We start from the raw sequence: 17465 nt of genomic DNA on the forward strand, positions 1-17465 counted from the left end.
GGTTTTAACCCTTCAACAAAGCGTTCTTTAATAATTTCATCTTCTTCTTTAACGTAACGGCCAACGCGTTCCATCATTTTTTGATCATGTGCTTCAATCAAAGAAACAGCATTGCCTTTTTTACCTGCACGAGCAGTACGACCGATACGGTGTAAATATACATCTGCTGTACGAGGCATATCAAAGTTAATCACATGACTAACATCGGGTAAATCGATGCCACGAGCAGCAACATCTGTAGCAATCAATACGTTAACTTTACCATCACGGAAACGAGAAATTGCATTGTTACGGCTTTCTTGAGGCATTTCACCTTGTAACCAAGCACATGAAATCTTAGCTGTTTCTAAGTGACCACGAAGTTCAGCAAGACGCTCACGAGTTTTTACAAATACAATCGCGCGCTCAGTTTGGTTCGTTAGAATGCTTTTCAGTAATTCTATTTTATGTGGCAAGCTATCGGCACGGTGATACCACTGAGTGATTTTCTTACGTTCACGGCGCGATGGTTCTGCGACAATTTTTGCTGGTTCGTTTAATAGATCAGCGGTAAAACCATCAACACCACGACCTTCTAATGTTGCAGAGAACAAGAAGGTTTGTTTACGCCAGCGACACTCTTTTGAAAGACGATCAACAACAGGACCAAAACCCATGTCTAACATACGGTCGGCTTCATCAAGGATCAGGGTTTCAATGGCACGACAATCAAAACGTTCAGCTTCGATGTACTCCATTAAACGACCTGGCGTTGCTACCACAATATCTTGAGTTCTTGCCAAAATGTCAGCGTGCTCTTGGTAGCTGATACCACCAGTGATAGTAAATACTTTATGGTGAGTGTATTTAGCTAATTCACGAGCTTCATCCGCAACTTGGATAGCAAGTTCACGAGTTGGCGTTAGGATTAATACACGCGCAGGACCTGGATCACGACGAGGAAAATCGTCAAGATGCTGTAAAGCGGGCAGTAAAAAAGCCGCAGATTTACCAGTTCCAGTTGGAGCAGAAGCAAGGATGTCTTTACCTTCTAATGCTTCAGGGATCGCCATAGCCTGAACTTGAGTTGGACGTTGATAACCAATCTCCTCAAGAGCGCGCAGTAGGTTAGGGGATAGATCGAGATCAGCAAACGTTTTGATCACTGTTAGATTCTCCGTTCAGGTCTAAAGAGTATAAATATGATATTAGCCAGACATTATAGTGATTTATTAGAGACGGATCACCGATCTTTTAAGCCATATTGAGATAAAAGTGTCTAGTGAGCTGAATAAAGTCATTACTATAACCATCTTTACTGTGGATTATTAATGTAGTCTCTTGATAAATATAAGGAAAAATTGATAGCTCAATCAATAATCTAGAAACATCTTTTTTTTCTGTGGTTTGTATTTTTGTTAGTTTTGTAAGGTGAAAACTGTGTTTTTTAGCAATTTCAATGAATTGATTACCTTCAATGAATGGAAGAATGAAACTTGCACGCCCTTTAGAGGACATTAATGCCTTACAGCATTTTAATAATTTATCAAAAGGTAGGCTATCAGTATGGCGGGCAATTGAGCGTTCGCCTTTCTGTGATTGCTCACCATTATTGAAATAAGGTGGATTGCAAATAATAGCGTCATATAAATGAGCGGGGTGATAATGAAGAATATCTTGATGAATTAAGTGTAAACGGTTTTTCCAAGGGCTTTGAATAAAGTTTTGTAAAGCAACTTCAGCAGCAAGGGGCATTAACTCTACCGCATCAACATGACTATTTTCATTTCTCTGAGCACTCATAAGGCTTAATAACCCCGTTCCGCAGCCAATATCTAAAATATTTTTGCTTTGTTCAATATTAGCCCAAGCACCAAGAAGCACGCCATCGGTGCTTACTGGCATTCCGCATAGACCAATATTGATATGGAACAGTTTGAAAGTGAAGCCTTTATTCATTAGATGCTCATTTATAGTTATAGTTGTTAATTTTGTGTTTCTTATGTTAAGTGGTTTATTGTTCTATTTTGGATCTATTGTTAAATGCTTAAGTATTGAATTATGGTTCTTATTTTGGCCTATAAAACAGGGTATTAAACTGCTTGGTAGGTTGTGTTTGTATATATTATGGTGTTTTTATCTACACTATTGCGATTTAATGATTAATTGGTCATTATTCTTAAATAAATATCAAAAAAGATATAAAAATACGAAATCAAACACACAACATTATAAGAAGGGTTTTCTGTGAAACAATCACTAAAACTAACCGATATCATAGCCGTTGGCTTTATGCTTTTTGCCTTCTTTTTAGGTGCAGGCAATATTATATTTCCACCAATTGCAGGTCAGATGGCCGGTGAACATGTTTACAGTGCAATGGGGGGGTTCCTTATTACTGCGGTAGGTTTACCTCTTATGACCATTATTGCTATTGGTGTAGCTGGTGGATCTTGGCAGCAACTTACTCGTGATTTACCACCAAAAGTAGCGATTATTATGGCTATTTTGATGTTTGTTATCATTGGGCCTGCATTTGCTGCCCCTCGTACAGGTTTAGTTGCTTATGAAATGGCTGCAAAACCATTTATGTCTGCTGATGCCGGACAAATATCATTAACACTATTCTCAATCGCATTCTTTTCAATCGCAATGTTTTTTGCCTGGTCGCAAGGTAAGCTTATCGATACGATTGGTAAGTTTTTAACGCCAGCATTATTCATTGGTTTAATCATTTTAGCGATTGCGGTATTTGTTAATCCACAAGGTGAGATTGTTGCAGCAACAGGTAACTATATCAATCAACCATTAACGACTGGTTTCTTTGAAGGTTATAACACCATGGATACGTTTGGTGCGTTAATGTTTGGTATTTTAATGATTGATGCATTAAAAAAGAAAGGCATTACAGATCATAAAGCGACCACTAAATATTTAACTGCTGCAGGTTGTATTGCGGCATTAGGCCTAGCATTTGTTTATGTCTCTTTATTCTACCTTGGTGCGACGTCTAGCTCTGTTGCTCCTGGTGCAACAAATGGCGGTGAGATTTTAACTGCATATACTCATGCGCTATTTGGTTCTTCTGGCCAAATCGTATTGTCTATTATAGTCATGATTGCTTGTTTAACGACGGCTATCGGTCTTATTTCCGCTTGTGCTGATTACTTTAGTTCAATTTGTAAGGTGACTTATAAAACATGGGTTATTGTTGTTGGTGTGGCTTGCGCTATTGTGGCTAATGTTGGTCTCACTCAGCTTATTGCACTATCGGTACCAGTATTATTCCTACTTTACCCTATTGCGATGGCTCTGATTGTTTTAGCATTTTTGCGTCATATGATGCCGAATCCTCGTCTGGCATACCGTGTCGTCGTTACTGTTGCAACTTGCTTTGCTGTATTAGATGCGGCGAAAGTAGCGGGTGCAGATATGTCGGCATTCTCGATGCTACCAATGTTTGATCGCGGTATGGCTTGGGTTATCCCTACGTTTGCGTCAATTATCATTGTTCGTTTTATTGGTAAGAAAGAAGACGAGTTAGTGACTAAAGAGGTGTAATTATCTCTAGATAATAGAGTTTCTTGCTTTTCTTCTATTAAGAGCTAATGCTGAACTTGTTAGATATTTAATGTTCTAACTGGGTCACATTAGCTCTTATTCGTTTTCGTTAGTAAAGTGATTTGAATTTAAAGAGAGTCGTGGTATTCCACTAGGATTTGTTCACACCATTGCTCAATACGCTCGTCACTTTTATCGTATTGGCTGTCTTCATCTAATGCCAAACCAACAAAGTGAGATTTGTCTTCTGTTAATGCTTTTGAGGCATCAAATACATAACCTTCATTTTTCCAATAACCAATAAAAGTTGCATCAGTCGCTTTTAATTCATCGTGTAATAACCCCATTGCATCTAAGAACCATTCGCCATAACCTCCTTGATCGCCAAGACCAAATAAAGCAATGGTTTTCCCTTTTAAGGACAGTCCGTCTAATTCTTCCCATACCGCCAACCAATCTTCTTGGATTTCACCAAAATCCCACGTCGAAATCCCGAGTATGAGCAGATCGTAGTCATTCATTGCTGACGCTGACGTGTCTTTAATATTGAAAATATCAACGATATCTTCACCAATGGTTGAGCGTATTTTCTCTGATGCCATTTCGGTATAGCAGGTAGAAGAACCATAAAATAGGCCGATTTTCATTCTATATTCCATAACAATGAGGATTAGTTGTAGTGTACCGCAAATGATTCTTAAAATTAAACTTGCATTGAAAGTCAGTTAAATTGTTTAATACTGTAATTCTAACCAGTGTTTCTGGTATGCAGTTTTTGTGGTGATGGTAATGAATAATGATATGGCGTTGATCGAGCGTTTTTTAGATACCATGTGGATGGAGCGTGGATTATCTGAAAATACGTTATCTTCTTATCGAAACGATTTAATGAAATTATTGAGTTGGTTAGATGAGAATCACTATAAGTGTGCTTCTATCTCTGCAATGGGATTAAATGAATACCAAGCTTATTTAGTTGATAAACAATATAAGCAAACATCTCGAGCTCGTATGCTTTCTGCTTTGCGTCGATTTTTCCAGTATTTACATCGTGAAAAAATTAGAGGTGATGATCCTACCGCGTTACTAATGAGTCCCAAGTTACCGCAACGATTACCGAAAGATCTAAGTGAAGAACAAGTAAATGACTTACTGGAAGCACCTAATGTAGATGATCCATTAGAACTCCGTGATCGCGCTATGTTAGAACTGCTTTACGCGACAGGTTTGCGTGTGACGGAATTAGTGAGTTTAACGATGGAAAATTTGAGTTTACGTCAAGGTGTCGTACGAGTTACTGGTAAGGGAGATAAAGAGCGTTTGGTTCCAATGGGAGAGAACGCGGTTTATTGGATTCAAACATTTTTAGATCAAGGTCGATCAACTCTATTGGGCGAAAAAAGCTCAGATGTGGTTTTTCCTAGTCGACGTGCAAGACAAATGACAAGACAGACATTCTGGCATCGCATAAAGCATTATGCCGTAATTGCAGGGATTGATACGGACAAATTATCGCCTCACGTTTTACGCCATGCTTTTGCGACACATTTGCTAAACTATGGGGCAGATCTTAGAGTCGTACAAATGTTATTGGGACATAGTGATCTTTCTACCACACAAATATATACTCATGTAGCAACAGAGCGTTTGAAACAGATACATCAAGAGCATCACCCTCGTTCTTAATGAATGGGAACTTCTTGGTTTTTCTAAACTCTAATGATTTAAACGTTCTTACATCACACTTTTTTATAGGTAACCTTTTATGTCTTTTATTCGCCGTACTAGCGCAATGATTATTGCTCTATTGAGCGTCGCTTCTTTTACTGCTTGTTCTGATGAGCAAGTAAAAGAAACTGCAACACCGGCTTCTCCTGTAGTGGCATCTAATAGTGATTCAACAATTGCGATTACTCAACGATTAACGACATTAGGTTTACCTGTTGAAGCCATTCATGATTCTGATATTGATGGCTTCAAACAAGTTGAAACCCCATTTGGTATTTTTTACGTCTCTGATGACGGTAAGCACTTTATTCAAGGTCGAATTTTTGAGTTTGATGAAAATGGTAATATGAAAGATTTGTTAGCGGCTCGTTTTGCTAAGCTAGTCGATAGCCAAAGTGAGAACATGATCATGTTCCCTGCAAAAAACGAAAAGTATGTGATTACCGTCTTTACCGACATCACCTGTGGTTACTGTACAAAACTGCATAAAGAGATGAAAGAGTATAATGATGCAGGAATTACGGTTCGTTATTTAGCGTATCCTCGTCAGGGCTACCAAGGCTCAGTTGCCGATAAAATGGCGCAAGTTTGGTGTGCTGATGATAAACAGCAAGCGATGGAAGATGCGAAATCTAATCGCCCAATAAATGGTTCAAAACCCGCGACTGCTCAGTGTAAAAATATCATTAAAGAGCAATATCTTTTAGGTCGTAAAATGGGTGTAAATGGCACTCCAGCTATTGTTTTACCTAATGGCGATTTAGTTCCTGGTTACAAACCTGCGAAAGAATTGCTTGCCGATTTAGAAAAATAATTTCTCTTTCTTTAATCGAAATCCCCGTCTTGTTACGGGGATTTTTTGTATTTAATAAACGTAATGTTAGGCCAATATCATGATTGAAGTGAAACGTCGTATTATTCCTGTTATTCCAAACTTTCCGAGTTCAATTCCTTCAATCTTACAACGGATTTATGCGACTCGTGGGATCACATCCAATAATCAGTTAGAACGCGGTGCTAAGAATTTACTGTCATTTCAATCAATGCATGGTATTGAAAAAGCGGTTGATATTTTAGTTGAAGCGATAGCAAAACAAACACGAATTATTGTTGTGGGTGACTTTGATGTTGATGGAGCGACGAGCTCTGCACTGTCAGTCATGGCATTTCGAATGATGGGCAGCAATAATGTGGATTACTTAGTCCCTAACCGTTTCGAAGATGGGTACGGATTAAGTCCTGATGTGGTTGATCAAGCCAAAGCAATGGGGGCTGAGATCATTATGACCGTTGATAATGGCGTATCGTCTATTGATGGTGTCGCTGCTGCTAAAGCTTATGGTATGCAAGTGGTGGTGACGGATCACCATTTACCGGGGTCATCATTACCAATTGCAGATTCGATTGTGAATCCAAACCTTGAAGAGTGTGCCTTTCCTTCTAAATCGTTAGCTGGCGTAGGGGTTGCTTTTTATTTGATGTTGGCTATCCGTGCGCGTTTACGTGAAAACAACTGGTTTGAAACGCAAAATATTCCTATCCCTAACCTTGCTGACTTATTGGATTTAGTCGCTTTAGGTACCGTTGCTGATTTAGTGGCTTTGGATGAAAATAACCGTATTTTAGTGCATCAAGGTATTCAACGTATTCGAGCTGGGAAATGCCGTCCAGGAATTCAAGCGTTGATCGAAGTTGCCAATAAAGTGCCATCTAGGATCAATGCTTCAGACTTTGGTTTTGCGTTAGGCCCTAGAATTAATGCGGCAGGGCGTTTGGATGATATGTCATTTGGCGTAGAACTTTTGATGTCCAACAATATTCATGCTGCTCGTCGTATGGCGTCAGAATTAGATGCTTTAAATCAAACTCGTAAAGAAATAGAACAAGGCATGAAAGAAGAAGCGATAGCAATCTGTGAGCGCTTAGAGTTTGGTGCACAAAGTGAATTGCCATTTGGTTTAGTTTTATTTCAACGAGATTGGCACCAAGGTGTGATTGGTATTTTAGCGTCTCGTCTCAAAGAGAAATACCATCGTCCAGTGATTGCTTTTGCTGATGGTGGTGATGGGTTAATTAAAGGATCATGCCGTTCAATCTCGGGTTTTCATATGCGTGATGCGTTGGATTTAATTGATACCCGAAACCCCGGTTTAATATTAAAATTTGGTGGTCATGCGATGGCTGCGGGATTAAGTATTAAAGAAGTCGATTACAAACGTTTCTCCCAAGCGTTTGATGACGTGGTCCGTGAATCAGTAGAAGAAGAAGCGTTAACTGGGGTGGTATTATCTGATGGCGAATTAATGCCCGAAGAATTTACCTTAGGAACGGCTGAGATCCTTCGTGCTGGTGGTCCTTGGGGACAAGCCTTCCCTGAACCTATTTTTGATGGTGAGTTTAAAGTATTGAATCAACGTTTGGTTGGTGAAAAACACCTTAAGTTAATGCTAGAGCCAATACATAAAGATTTTCCAACCAACAAAATGATCGATGCCATTGCCTTTAATATTGACGTACGTCGTTGGCCAGATGCTTCAGTACAAAAAGTGAAGTTAGCTTACCGTTTAGACATTAATGAATTCAGAGGCAATCAGACATTGCAGTTAATGGTTGACTATATAGAACCGATATAGAGTCTTGATTTAGGGACTAAAGTTAATTTTAACTAAACCTTGCGTTAATAAATACTTAATGACTTGTTGCATTTATAGCCTGTATGAAAATGGAAAGGCTCGTATTCCAAGCTGAAGTTAAATAAAAAGGGATTTGGTGTGATGAAATTTACACCATTTTCTAAAAGTGTATTGTTCTTGCTTTTAGAGGTTGAAATACCTCGATTTCTATCACACTTTTGGTTAAAATCGTTAGGTTATTTTTTATTCGGCGATGATAAAACACCATGTTCGAAATTAATCCTATAAAAAACCGCCTCCAGGATGTGTCTGAACGCACAAATATCCTGAGGGGGTACCTTTGACTACGATGCGAGAAAAGAGCGTCTAGAAGAAGTCAATGCAGAGCTAGAACAACCAGAAGTATGGAATGAACCAGAGCGCGCTCAAGCGCTAGGTAAAGAACGTGCCTCATTAGAAGCGATTGTTGAAACAATTGACCAATTAGATCAAGGCGGTGAAGACGTTGAAGGTTTACTTGAGTTAGCAGTGGAAGAACAAGATCAAGAAACACTTGATGAAATTGAACCTGAACTTGCTGAATTAGAAGCAAAACTGGCGACACTAGAATTCCGTCGTATGTTCTCAGGCGCGCATGATTCATCAGATTGTTATATTGATTTACAATCGGGTTCTGGCGGTACAGAAGCGCAAGATTGGACATCCATGATGCTGCGTATGTATTTGCGTTGGGCGGAAGCGAAAGGATTTAAAACCGAAGTTATCGAAATTTCTGATGGTGATGTTGCTGGTCTTAAAGGCGCAACAGTTCGAATCTCTGGTGAATATGCTTATGGTTGGTTACGTACCGAAACGGGTGTACACCGTCTAGTTCGTAAATCACCTTTTGACTCAAGTGGTCGCCGACATACCTCATTTGCTTCAGCGTTTATCTATCCTGAAATTGACGATAACATTGAAGTGGATATCAATCCTGCTGATTTACGTATTGATGTATACCGAGCTTCTGGCGCGGGTGGTCAGCACGTAAACACCACTGAATCTGCGGTTCGTATTACTCACGTTCCGACAAATACAGTAGTGCAATGTCAAAATGATCGTTCTCAGCATAAAAACAAAGCACAAGCGATGAAGCAGTTGAAAGCGAAACTGTTTGAACTTGAGCTTCAGAAACAAAACGCAGAGAAACAAGTAAACGAAGATTCCAAATCCGATATTGGGTGGGGCAGTCAGATTCGCTCATACGTATTGGATGATTCGCGCATTAAAGATTTGCGTACCGGCATTGAAAATCGTAATACGCAAGCCGTTTTAGACGGCGATTTAGATAAATTTATCGAAGCCAGCTTAAAATCTGGATTATAAGAAAGGGTTCATTATGACTGACCAAGTACAACTAGATGAAAACAAACTGATTGCAGAACGCCGTGGTAAATTAGACCATATCCGTCAAGCATGTAAGGCTAATGGCCACCCGAATGACTTCCGTCGTGACAGTCTTGCTGCGGATCTTCAATCGGAATTTGGTGAAAAGACCAAAGAAGAGCTAGAAGAATTAAACCACATTGTAGCAATTGCTGGCCGTGTAATGGCGAAGCGCGGTCCTTTCTTATTGATCCAAGAAGTGTCTGGCAAGATCCAAGCTTACGCATCAAAAGATGTGCAAAAAGAGCTTAAAGAAAAATACCAAGGCCTAGATATCGGTGACATCATCGGTGTTAAAGGTGCTCTACATAAATCAGGTAAAGGCGATCTTTACGTGAATATGGAAGAGTTCGTACTGCTAACTAAAGCACTACGTCCATTGCCTGAAAAATTCCACGGTTTAACTGACCAAGAAATGCGTTACCGTCAACGTTATGTTGACCTTATCGTAAATGAAGATTCTCGTACTGCATTTATTATCCGCTCTAAAGTGGTTTCTGCAATTCGTAACTTCATGGTTGATAAAGGCTTCATGGAAGTTGAAACGCCAATGATGCACGTTATCCCTGGTGGTGCATCGGCTCGTCCATTCGTTACTCACCATAATGCACTTGATGTTGACATGTACTTACGTGTTGCACCTGAGCTTTATCTTAAACGTCTAGTTGTTGGTGGTTTTGAGCGTGTATTCGAAATCAACCGTAACTTCCGTAATGAAGGTCTTTCTCCTCGTCATAATCCAGAATTCACAATGATGGAATTCTACATGGCGTATGCAGATTACAACGATCTTATGGATTTAACAGAAGCAATGCTATCTCAAGTGGCTATTTCTGTTTTAGGCAGCGATAAAATGCCTTACGGCGAATACACAGTAGATTTTGGCGGTAAATATGCACGTTTGAGCATGTTAGACGCAATCAAAATGTACAACCCTGAGCACGCTGAAATTCAAGCGCTAACGTATGATGGCGTTCAAGATCGTGATCTTATGGTTTCTATCGCGAAATCAGTTCATGTAGAAGTAGAAAGCTTCTGGACATGTGGTCAACTTCTTGAAGAAATCTTTGGTGAAACAGCGGAACCTAAGCTAATGCAACCAACGTTCATTACTGAATACCCAGCGGATATTTCACCACTGGCTCGTCGTAATGATAATAATGCTTTCATTACTGACCGTTTTGAATTCTTCATTGGTGGTCGTGAAGTTGCAAATGGCTTCTCTGAGCTGAATGATGCACAAGATCAAGATGAACGCTTTAAAGCACAAGTAAGCGCGAAAGAATCTGGTGATGATGAAGCAATGTTCTACGATGCAGATTACATCACTGCACTTGAGCACGGCTTACCACCAACAGCAGGTCAAGGTATCGGTATTGACCGTCTAGTAATGTTATTCACTAACACTCACACTATTCGTGACGTGATTTTATTTCCTTCTATGCGTCCACAAGCATAAGTTGAATAAAAAAAATAGATAACAAATTGAAAGAGCGGCTTTTTAGTCGCTCTTTTTTTATCTGAATTATGACGATATAAAGTGATAAATTTAAAATAAATAGCAGTTATGATTCAATTGACTTAATTTTTACAATTCTCTTCTTACTCACTAATACCTCTAAAAAGTAATTAAAACATGATTCCTTATGGCTTTTTTTTGATTAATTCTCATTAATGAGTCTACCATGAGGCTGTTATGTTAATTATCAGCTATTATTTGGTGTGATTTCATGTTTTTTTTGTTAAAACAATGACGGCCATCTCGTTTGTGAGACTCGTGTTCGTCTTAAAACCTGTATAGTCGTTCTTAAGAGATATTTTAGTTGGTTTATATAAAGAATTTAGAGGTAGTTTTATGGGTACTCAGTTTCGTATGGATTCGGTTCCTGGTTCATTAGTTGTCGTTGGTGGTAGCTACGAACCTTGGTTAGCGGTCTTAGAACAAGTAGGTTGGCGTTGTCACCGTTGTTACGACTTACGTGCAGCACAAACATTATTTGACGAAATTGGACCATGTATTGGGATTGTTGATTTAAGCCAAGATGATTTCAGTTTAAATGGAATTGCCACGCTAGTTAATAATAATAAACAAGTTCGTTGGATTGCGTTTATTCGTGAATCTCAACTGGGTTCTGATACGATTTGCCAATTTATTGTGAATTTTTGTATCGACTTTTTTACCGCTCCAATCCCTGATGCGCAGCTATTGAGTACTATCGGCCATCAACTGGGAATGCTAAAGCTTGAGCGTAAAGTATGGCCAAATTTAGGAAATAAATCAGATTTAGGTATTTTAGGTGAAGCACCAGCAGTGAAACGCCTAAGAGATCAGATCCGAAGAGTTGCCCCTACCGATGTCTCTATTTTAATTTCAGGTGAGAGTGGTGTAGGTAAAGATGTCGTTGCTAAAGCGGTGCATGATTCTTCAGGTCGTAATAAAGGTCCCTTTGTATCGCTGAACTGTGGTTCATTGTCTGAAGTGAAAATTGAACAAGAATTATTTGGTTTGAATTCTGAATTCCCAGAAACATCAAAATTATTACAAGCCAATGGTGGTACATTATTTTTAAATGACATTAATGATTTACCAGTCAGCCAACAACAACTTTTATTACGTTTTCTACAAGAAAGCAATATGGAAACGCCTCAAGGACTTGTTGATCTTGATGTTCGAGTTATTGTTGCAAGTCATATTGATCTTGAAAAAGCGATCGAAGAAGGGGACTTCAAGGAAGAGCTTTATTATCGCTTAAATGTATTGCGTATTCATGTACCTGCATTAAAAGAACGCAGTTCAGACATTTCGATTCTAGCTGAGCATTTTTTACAGCGATATGCGAAAGAATATAATACTCAGGCACGTACTTTCTCAGAAGAAGCACTACAAACGATGATTCATTACCCATGGCCTGGTAATGTGAGAGAGCTGGTTAATCAAGTGAAACGAGCGGTATTACTTGCTGATAGTATGACGATTGATCTTGAGCATTTGGATCTTCCTCAGCGTAATGATACAAAACGCAGTTTACGCACAATCCGTGAAAATTCAGAACGTGATGCTTTACTATTGGTTCTGGAATCACATGATGGTCAAGTATCATCAGCAGCGAAAGAGTTAGGGGTATCCCGTGCTACGATGTATCGTTTATTGAATAAACATAACCTTATTTCTGAGCCAAGAACATACAGTTAATTCGTACAGTAAGCGAGTAACTCACTCATGTTTAAAGCCATTGTATTTATAAATACAGTGGCTTTTTTAGTTAAAAAAGGATGTTAATATAGAGTGGGTAAAGTGCGTTTTTAAGTAAAACCCTCTAGGTAAGGTTTTTATTGGCTGACCATTATCACCATAGGCTTCTGTTAATGCTCTACTGTTTGCTGCTTTTGGTCTTAGTTGTAATACTTCCCCATGCCTTGCCGTAATTGATTCTACTTTTCCTAACACGATGAGATCCATTAACTCCTCCCAATCTTGTTGTAATTGTTGTTCTTCTTTGATTGATGGTTTCCAAAGTACTGGGTAACCGACATGACGATCACCGACCGGAATTTCTCTTTCTCCTTCCACGGGGATCCACAATACATGAGAGAGCTTGTGTCTAACGTGTGATTCTTTCCATTGTAGGCTATGTACGCCAGTTAAGGGGGCGACACACACAAAGGTGGTCTCTAATGGTTTACCAGAATGACTGATTGGAATTGTTTTTAATTCAATATCAAGATCAATGAAATCAGGTACAGGTTTACTGCCTGCTGACGCACCAAGATGCCATTCGAGTAATTGACCTACCCAGCCTTTATCGCGCTTTAGATTTTCAGGTACGGGTATTCCAGCTTGCAGCGCAAGTTCTGCCAAGGTATAACCAGCAATGCTTTCTGCTCTAGATAACAGTTCATCAATTGTTTTAGGTGGTAAGGGAGTCATAGGCCTTAAATTGATTAGATAAAAGATAAGATTACCATATTCTTCATTTTTTATTGAGTTTGTCTGGATCGAATAAAGTTATCCACATTATGCTATATTTTTCTTCCTTAGCTATTTTTCTGGATCTATATACAGTGCTTTATTTATGAATAACTTATTGACTTTTCAATGGTCTAGTCATTAATTACGACTTAGTTGTGGATAGTTGGCTCATTGTTCGATCTTTAACCGATCTGTGTTTATATTATTCAATGGCTTTTTTTGATAAACGATCCTTTAAAAGATCCTCTCGTTAACCTTATGTTTATTATCTGATTTATTGTTTTTGAATGCAGCTCATATTGAAGGCTAAGGATTCACTGCTTTCTCTATTTATTCGCTCTTTTAGGTTTCTACACAAAGTTATGCACAGAAAAGGTGAATAAATGTGGAGTAGCTCTCATTGTTATGTTGATAAGTTACTCGATGATTAAAAGTTATTCAGAATTAACGGTTATTTTAGTAAAACGTGACAAGAAAGCGTGATCCTGTTTGCTCAAAGAGACGATCTGTGAAAAAATCAAGGGAATATAAGTTTATGATGAGGTCATCCTGTGATAGATGGCGATGGTTTCCGCCCGAATGTCGGGATAGTGATATGCAATAGCCATGGTCAAGTATTCTGGGCGAAGCGATATGGACAGCATTCATGGCAGTTTCCGCAAGGTGGTATTGATGACGGTGAAACTCCAGAGCAAGCCATGTATCGTGAATTGTATGAAGAAGTCGGTCTAACTAAGAATGATGTACGTATTTTAGCAAGTAGCCGTCATTGGCTACGCTATAAACTGCCAAAACGTTTAGTTCGATGGGATTCAAAGCCTGTTTGTATTGGACAGAAACAGAAATGGTTTTTGTTACGCTTAGAATGTGATGAATCTAAGGTGAATATGCAAAGAGATCGCTCACCTGAGTTTGATGGTTGGCGATGGGTAAGTTATTGGTACCCAGTAAGACAAGTTGTATCATTTAAGCGAGATGTTTATCGTCGAGCTCTTAAAGAGTTTGCGGCAATTGCAATGCCGTTTAAAGAACGAAAATTTAAAAGGAAAGGTAAAAAAGGGTAAGCTGTCTATACCTTATAGCCTTAAGGATTGGTCAGTATGCTTACTCAACTCAGGGATATTGTTGACCAAGTCGCTAAAGCGGAATCACTGGATGATGCTTTAGCGTTATTGGTTAAAAGTACGCGCCATTCAATGCGCACTGAATGTTGCTCAGTTTATCTTATGAGTAATGACAGCCTGCGCTTAGAATTAATGGCAACAGAAGGCCTGAAGGCCAAACCTAACACGGTTTCCTTAAGTATTGATGAAGGCCTTGTGGGTTTAGTTGCGCGCAGCTGTGAGCCTCTTAACTTAGCAAATGCCTCTGTTCACCCCTCATACAAATACATACCTAGTATTGCTGAATATAAATTTAATTCTTTTTTGGCGACACCGATTATTTATCGACGTCAAAATCTTGGAGTTCTGGTTGTTCAGCAAAAAGAAAAACGTCAATTCACCGAAGTAGAAGAATCATTTATTGTGACTCTGTCGGCGCAATTGGCTGTGGTTCTTGCTCACGCTAAAGCACAAGAGAGCTGGTCAAGCCAACTTCAACTAACGTCTGTTAATCAAAAGCAATTTAAAGGATTGTCAGCATCGACTGGAGTGGCTATCGCCCCTTTGTGGTTTGATGATGCTCAACCTAACGTTGAAGCGGTTTTACCGAGTTCTTGTATTGATACAGAAAAAGAACAAGATCGACTTGGTAGTGCTATTGAGTTTGCATTAAAAGATTTTCGTCGAGCAAAAAAGAGATTTGAACAAGAGTTAAATACAGAAACCTTAGCTATTTTTGATCTGTTTACCCACTTATTGAATGATCCGATGTTGAAGGGGGATCTTAAAAAACAGATCAACCAAGGAGATTCTGCTGAGTGGGCATTACGTCAGGTTATCGAGTCTTATGCCGCGCGTTTTGGACGCATGAGCGACTCTTATTTAAGTGAAAGAGCGAATGATGTTCGAGAATTAGGGCAGCGTTTACTTTATTTCTTAAATTATGAGAATAAATTTGATCTCGAACTCTCGGAACCGGTCATCTTAGTAACTACCCAGCTAACAGCGTCGATGCTTGCCAGTATTCCTAGAGAAAAATTAAAGGCGGTTATCTCATTAGAAGGCGCGGCGAACTCTCACGCGGCAATTCTATCAAGAGCGCTTGGTATTCCTGCGATCATGGGGGTTGAGTTTAATCCTGCGCATTATCATCAAAAGCTTGCCATCGTTGATGGCTATAGTGGCATGCTATATATAAAGCCGACAGAGGCTTTAGTTCAAGAATATATTGAACTGCAAAATGAAGAATTAGCCTTATCTCAGCTTATTACTCTGGATTTAGATAAGCCCACCTTTACTCGTGATGCCCATCAAATGAGAATACATTTGAATGCAGGTCTCAGCGCCGACACCACGATTGCTGTAAACCAAGGTGTTGATGGTGTTGGTCTTTATCGAACGGAAATCCCGTTTCTTTTACAGCAGCGCTTTCCTTCTGAAGAAGAGCAATATCTTCAATATAAATCGATTTTAGAAACCTATATTGATAAACCCGTCATAATGAGAACATTAGATATTGGCGGGGATAAACCATTACCTTATTTACCAATAGAAGAAGACAACCCATTTTTAGGTTGGCGCGGGATCCGTTTTACTCTGGATCATCCTGATATTTTCTTATTACAGTTAAAAGCAATGGTAAGAGCGAATATCGGTAATAATAATCTTTCTATCATGTTACCGATGATTTCTGGTATTCCAGAGCTAAAACAATCAAGAAAGTTGATCAATCAAGCTTATGAAGAAGTATTGAATGAATCGGGTGTTTCTTTTGTTCTACCTCGGATTGGTATGATGATCGAAGTGCCGTCTATGTTGTATTTACTCCCAAGAATTACGGAGTTGGTGGATTTTATTTCTGTCGGGACAAATGATTTAACACAATATTTACTCGCGGTTGATCGTAATAATTCAAGAGTTTCTCATGTGTATGAGTCATATCATCCTGCGGTGCTATTGGCTTTAAAGCAGATTATCGATACGGCTCAGCAATATAATTTACCGGTGAGTGTGTGTGGTGAGTTGGCTGGCGATCCTATTGGCTGTTTATTGTTGATGGGATTAGGTTACGAACATCTCAGCATGAATACCTCTAACGTGGCCAAAGTAAAATACATAATTCGTAAAGTTACATTAGAAGAAGTAAAAGAGATTGTTGAAAAACTTTTATACCATGATGATGCAGAGAGTATTTTGGCTGATATGATGGTCTTTTTTGAAAAGCATGATCTTTCAGGGTTCATCAGAGCAGGAAAATAAATGGTCATTAGTGTATGGGAGCTATTTGCTCTCTATCTTGCCTTAGGCAGTATTGTTGGTGTTATGGCAGGGTTATTAGGGATTGGCGGGGGCTTATTAGTTGTGCCTGCATTACTTTGGTTACTGCCCCAAGCTGGGATTTCCTCTGATATTGTGATGCAAATGGCTTTAGGAACTTCTCTGGCGACGATTATTTTGACATCCGCGTCATCTGCATTGAACCATTTACGGTTAGGCAATGTCGAATTCAAACTCATTAAAGGGTTAGCACCAGGCGTTATTGTTGGTGGTTTTCTAGGGAGTTATGCGGCTGAATTAATTCCTAGTCAATATTTACCTAAAGTATTTGGTGTGATTGTCTTACTATTAGCTTTACAAATGTTATTAGCGTTAAAATTTACAGCGACAAGACCGTTACCACCGCCATTAAAAGTGGGTATTAGTGGTGGGTTCATAGGTGTGATATCAAGCCTTGCTGGGATCGGTGGTGGTTCACTTACCGTACCTTATTTAAATTTTCATGGTGTAGAAATGCGAAAAGCCATTGGGAGTTCTTCATTATGTGGAATGCTTATCGCAATGGCAGGTATGATTGGCTTTATTATTCATGGTGCACAAGTCTCTGATTTACCACCAATGAGTTTAGGCTATGTTTATTTACCTGCATTATGCGGGGTTGGACTTACCTCCATTTTTACAACCCGTATTGGTGCAAAGTTAACATCGTATTTACCTACACCAACATTAAAAAAAATCTTTGCCGTATTTCTAGTATTTATCGGCACTAAAATGTTCTTAGGATAAGAG

14 protein-coding genes are annotated in these 17465 nt (G+C 39.1%); 10 read left to right on the forward strand and 4 right to left on the reverse strand.

Going from position 1 to position 17465, the window contains the following annotated elements; translation table 11 throughout:
* The coding region (gene srmB, locus AACV33_RS04345) for an ATP-dependent RNA helicase SrmB (RefSeq protein WP_182699921.1) at positions 1–1145 on the reverse strand (1145 nt) is incomplete at its 3' end.
* A gap of 88 nt (positions 1146–1233) precedes the next feature.
* Positions 1234–1938 (reverse strand): tRNA1(Val) (adenine(37)-N6)-methyltransferase, encoded by a 705-nt coding sequence (locus AACV33_RS04350; protein WP_182699922.1) that lies wholly within the window; start codon positions 1936–1938, stop codon positions 1234–1236.
* Positions 1939–2226: 288 nt separating this feature from the next.
* On the opposite strand from AACV33_RS04350, the gene brnQ reads away from it, so the two are divergent.
* The gene (brnQ, locus tag AACV33_RS04355; protein ID WP_017020417.1) at positions 2227–3540 is read left to right on the forward strand and encodes a branched-chain amino acid transport system II carrier protein; all 1314 of its coding nucleotides are present in this window, start codon (positions 2227–2229) and stop codon (positions 3538–3540) included.
* Between the two features lie 128 nt (positions 3541–3668).
* Here brnQ and fldB read toward each other — a convergent pair whose 3' ends face one another.
* On the reverse strand, positions 3669–4187 hold the full coding sequence (gene fldB / locus AACV33_RS04360) for a flavodoxin FldB (protein WP_182699923.1): 519 nt from the start codon (positions 4185–4187) through the stop codon (positions 3669–3671).
* 142 nt (positions 4188–4329) lie between these two features.
* Here fldB and xerD point away from each other — a divergent pair, with 142 nt between their 5' ends.
* The 6 genes from xerD to AACV33_RS04390 all read left to right on the forward strand — a co-directional run bounded on the left by xerD (position 4330) and on the right by AACV33_RS04390 (position 12519).
* Positions 4330–5226, forward strand: a complete 897-nt coding sequence (gene xerD, locus AACV33_RS04365; protein WP_182699924.1) for a site-specific tyrosine recombinase XerD — start codon at positions 4330–4332, stop codon at positions 5224–5226.
* Between the two features lie 79 nt (positions 5227–5305).
* Complete coding sequence (gene dsbC / locus AACV33_RS04370) at positions 5306–6082, forward strand: bifunctional protein-disulfide isomerase/oxidoreductase DsbC (protein ID WP_182699925.1); 777 nt, start codon at positions 5306–5308, stop codon at positions 6080–6082.
* A gap of 79 nt (positions 6083–6161) precedes the next feature.
* Positions 6162–7901, forward strand: a complete 1740-nt coding sequence (recJ, locus tag AACV33_RS04375) for a single-stranded-DNA-specific exonuclease RecJ (protein WP_182699926.1) — start codon at positions 6162–6164, stop codon at positions 7899–7901.
* A 266-nt stretch (positions 7902–8167) separates the two neighbouring features.
* Positions 8168–9266 (forward strand): peptide chain release factor 2 gene (prfB, locus tag AACV33_RS04380; RefSeq protein ID WP_096325320.1). Its coding sequence is split into 2 segments (ribosomal slippage): positions 8168–8242 and positions 8244–9266, totalling 1098 coding nucleotides; the frame shifts between segments, so codons are not numbered across the junction.
* Positions 9267–9279: 13 nt separating this feature from the next.
* Positions 9280–10785, forward strand: coding sequence for a lysine--tRNA ligase (gene lysS / locus AACV33_RS04385; RefSeq protein ID WP_012549374.1), 1506 nt, complete (start codon positions 9280–9282; stop codon positions 10783–10785).
* Between the two features lie 396 nt (positions 10786–11181).
* The gene (locus AACV33_RS04390; RefSeq protein ID WP_012549375.1) at positions 11182–12519 is read left to right on the forward strand and encodes a sigma-54-dependent transcriptional regulator; all 1338 of its coding nucleotides are present in this window, start codon (positions 11182–11184) and stop codon (positions 12517–12519) included.
* A 66-nt stretch (positions 12520–12585) separates the two neighbouring features.
* Here the strand turns inward: AACV33_RS04390 and mutH are convergent, their stop codons facing one another.
* The gene (mutH, locus tag AACV33_RS04395; RefSeq protein WP_012549376.1) at positions 12586–13254 is read right to left on the reverse strand and encodes a DNA mismatch repair endonuclease MutH; all 669 of its coding nucleotides are present in this window, start codon (positions 13252–13254) and stop codon (positions 12586–12588) included.
* A 593-nt stretch (positions 13255–13847) separates the two neighbouring features.
* Between mutH and rppH the strand changes: the two genes are divergently transcribed.
* The 3 genes from rppH to AACV33_RS04410 are packed head-to-tail and all read left to right on the forward strand — an operon-like array spanning position 13848 to position 17462.
* The gene (rppH, locus tag AACV33_RS04400) at positions 13848–14360 is read left to right on the forward strand and encodes an RNA pyrophosphohydrolase (protein WP_012549377.1); all 513 of its coding nucleotides are present in this window, start codon (positions 13848–13850) and stop codon (positions 14358–14360) included.
* A gap of 36 nt (positions 14361–14396) precedes the next feature.
* A complete protein-coding gene (gene ptsP, locus AACV33_RS04405) occupies positions 14397–16658 on the forward strand; it encodes a phosphoenolpyruvate--protein phosphotransferase (protein ID WP_182699927.1) in 2262 nt (753 codons plus the stop codon).
* The gene (locus tag AACV33_RS04410) at positions 16659–17462 is read left to right on the forward strand and encodes a sulfite exporter TauE/SafE family protein (protein ID WP_182699928.1); all 804 of its coding nucleotides are present in this window, start codon (positions 16659–16661) and stop codon (positions 17460–17462) included.
* The last annotated feature ends 3 nt before the right edge of the window (positions 17463–17465 follow it).

The organism is Aliivibrio sp. SR45-2 (genome assembly GCF_963890165.1).
GTDB classification, from domain to species: domain Bacteria; phylum Pseudomonadota; class Gammaproteobacteria; order Enterobacterales; family Vibrionaceae; genus Aliivibrio; species Aliivibrio salmonicida.